The sequence below is a fragment of the Agromyces sp. NBRC 114283 genome (assembly GCF_030268405.1).
Lineage (GTDB): Bacteria > Actinomycetota > Actinomycetes > Actinomycetales > Microbacteriaceae > Agromyces > Agromyces mediolanus.
The window spans coordinates 1-2,713 of record NZ_BSQP01000006.1 but is presented as its reverse complement, the minus strand read 5'-3'; the positions used below and the strand labels follow the sequence as shown (position 1 = coordinate 2,713).

The 2,713-nt window shown below is 68.4% G+C and carries 4 protein-coding genes; 2 read left to right on the top strand and 2 right to left on the bottom strand.

Annotated elements, in window-relative coordinates:
* Together QSJ60_RS19030 and nylB are read left to right on the top strand one after the other, a co-directional pair.
* Positions 1-610, top strand: a 610-nt coding sequence (locus tag QSJ60_RS19030; RefSeq protein ID WP_285465441.1) for a cytosine permease, incomplete at its 5' end; no start/stop codon positions are given.
* Positions 607-1,785 carry a 6-aminohexanoate-dimer hydrolase gene (gene nylB, locus QSJ60_RS19025; protein WP_285465440.1) on the top strand — a complete coding sequence of 393 codons (1,179 nt, stop codon included), beginning with the start codon at positions 607-609 and terminating at the stop codon, positions 1,783-1,785. The genes QSJ60_RS19030 and nylB, both read left to right, overlap by 4 nt.
* A 181-nt stretch (positions 1,786-1,966) precedes the next feature.
* On the opposite strand, the gene smpB is transcribed toward nylB, so the two are convergent.
* The gene (gene smpB / locus QSJ60_RS19020; protein ID WP_079941838.1) at positions 1,967-2,443 is read right to left on the bottom strand and encodes an SsrA-binding protein SmpB; all 477 of its coding nucleotides are present in this window, start codon (positions 2,441-2,443) and stop codon (positions 1,967-1,969) included.
* Between the two features lie 77 nt (positions 2,444-2,520).
* The coding region (locus tag QSJ60_RS19015) for a hypothetical protein (protein WP_285465443.1) at positions 2,521-2,713 on the bottom strand (193 nt) is incomplete at its 5' end.

Below are 2,713 nucleotides of genomic sequence, written 5' to 3'. Positions count from 1 at the left end.
GGCCCCGGAACAGGAGAGGAACGCTGTGGAGATCATCACCGCGACGGTGACGGGCACGGATCCGGGAAGCCGGGGCGCCGAGATCGGGAGCCGCTTCGGGGAGGGGATCCGCGACGCGGTCGACGGCATGACCACCTACACCGCCAGCATGGCGTTCCAGTCGATCGGCATCCCGATCCGGCGCATCCCCTCGGCCATCATCATCGGCGTGCTCGGCACCTTCTTCACCATCTACCTGGTCATGTCGACCAGCCTGCTCGACGCGGTGAACATCATGCTGCAGGTGCTGATCCTCATCTCGGCTCCGGGCATCACCGTCTACTGCATGGACATCTGGCTGCGCCGCAACCGATACGATGGCCTCGATCTCTTCGACGAGCGCCGGGGGGCGAAGTACTGGTACACCGGCGGCTTCAGCATTCCCGGCCTCGCCGCGGGGATCATCGGCGGCGCTGCCGCCTCCTTCTTCCTCACCACCGATTTCTGGAGCGGCGCGGTCGCCGAGGCCATGGGCTACATCGATCTCTCCGCCCCCGTCGCGATGATCGTCAGCGGTGGCCTCTACTATCTCTTCACCCGCCGCGGCTACACCTTCGGAGACACTCGATGAACGCACGTTCCACCGGCCAGCACCCCGCCAGGTATCCCGGAGCCGCGGCCGGGGAGCCGACACTCGACAGCTGGCAGGAGGCCCCGCACAACCGCTGGGCCTTCGCCCGCCTGGGCGAGCTGCTGCCCACGGCGGCGGTCTCCCGGCGCGACCCGGCGACGCCCGCGGAGCCCGTCGTGCGGCTCGACGCGCTCGCGACGCGGCTCCCCGATCTCGAGCAGCGGCTCGAGGAGACCTGCACCGACGCCTTCCTCGTGCTGCGCGGAACGGAGGTCGTGGCCGAGTACTACCGCGCCGGCTTCGCGCCCGACGACCGTCACCTGCTGATGAGCGTCTCGAAGTCGCTGTGCGGCACGGTCGTCGGAGCACTGGTCGACGAGGGGCGCATCGATCCCGCGCAGCCCGTCACCGAGTATGTACCCGAGCTCGCCGGCTCCGTCTACGACGGGCCCTCCGTGCTGCAGGTGCTCGACATGCAGATCTCGATCGACTACAACGAGGACTACGTCGATCCCGCATCCGAGGTGCAGACCCACGGTCGCTCGGCCGGCTGGCGCACGCGCCGCCACGGCGACCCGGCCGACACCTACGAGTTCCTCACCACCCTCCGCGGCGACGGCAGCACCGGCGAGTTCCAGTACTGCTCGGCGAACACCGACGTACTCGCCTGGATCGTCGAACGGGTCACCGGTCTGCGCTACGTCGAAGCGCTCTCCACGTACCTGTGGGCGAAGCTCGACGCCGACCGCGACGCTACCATCACCGTCGACACGACGGGTTTCGGCTTCGCGCACGGCGGCGTCTCCTGCACGGCGCGGGATCTCGCGCGCGTGGGGCGCATGATGCTCGACGGCGGCGTCGCCCCCGGTGGCCGCGTGGTCTCCGAGGACTGGGTGCGTCGCGTACTCGCCGGCGGATCGCACGAGGCGATGACCGACAAGGGCTTCACGAACACCTTCCCCGACGGCAGCTACACCCGCCAGTGGTGGTGCACGGGCAACGAGCGCGGCAACGTGAGCGGCATCGGCATCCACGGGCAGAATCTGTGGCTCGACCCGCTCACCGACTCCGTGATCGTCAAGCTGTCGTCGTGGCCCGATCCCGACACCGAGCACTGGCACCGGCTGCAGAACGGGATCCTGCTCGACGTCAGCCGCGCGCTCGACGCAGTGTAGCCACGGTCGCTCCGCTCGCGGCGGGCCTCCCCCGCCGGTTGAGCGAGGAGCGCAGCGACGAGTCGAAACCCGACCGCCCCGGGTTTCGACTCGCTCCGCTCGCTCAACCAGCGGGGGCCCGCTCAACCGGCGGGGCCGCCCGGCTCGCCCGGGCCGACTGAATCGCACCGGGTCGCGGGCGCTACTCCCCCAGCCGGTTCTTGCTGCGCATGGCCCGCTCGGCCTCGCGCTTGTCCTGCCGTTCGCGCAGCGTCTGCCGCTTGTCGTATTCCTTCTTGCCCTTCGCGAGGGCGATCTCGACCTTCGCGCGGCCGTCCAGGAAGTACAGGCGCAGCGGCACGATCGTCATGCCGCCCTCGCGGGTCTTCTGGTAGAGCTTGTCGATCTGCTGGCGATGCAGCAGCAGCTTGCGCTTGCGGCGCGGCGCGTGGTTGGTCCACGACCCGTTGAGGTACTCGGGGATGTACGCCGCGTCGAGCCAGGCCTCGCCGCGCTCGATGAAGACGTAGCCGTCGACGAGCGACGCGCGCCCCATGCGCAGCGATTTCACCTCGCTGCCGGTGAGCACCAGGCCCGCCTCGTAGGTGTCGAGGATGTTGTACTCGTGCCGGGCCTTCTTGTTGGAGGCGATCAGCTTCTCGCCGGTCTCCTTGGGCATGTCACATCCTTTCTGCCGTCGGGCTGGTGCGGGATCCGCGCTCACGCGCGAGGATCCAGCCTACCGCACCCTCGCCGCTAGACCCGCAGATACCGCGTGATCGCGATCTTCGCCGCGATCGCCGAGAGGATCACGCCCACGAGGGCTCTGTTGCAAAAATCGTGAAGCTTGAGCATGCTTGGCGGAGATTGGACGGACGGAACGATGACGGATTTCAAGTGGCGCCATTTCCAGGGTGATGTGATCCTGTGGGCGGTGCGCTGGTATTGT

What these genes read in the sequence shown, in the direction of transcription:
- nylB (WP_285465440.1), top strand. Translation starts at nt 607, where the DNA reads ATGAACGCACGTTCCACCGGCCAGCACCCCGCCAGGTATCCCGGAGCC.
- smpB (WP_079941838.1), bottom strand. Translation starts at nt 2,443, where the DNA reads ATGCCCAAGGAGACCGGCGAGAAGCTGATCGCCTCCAACAAGAAGGCC.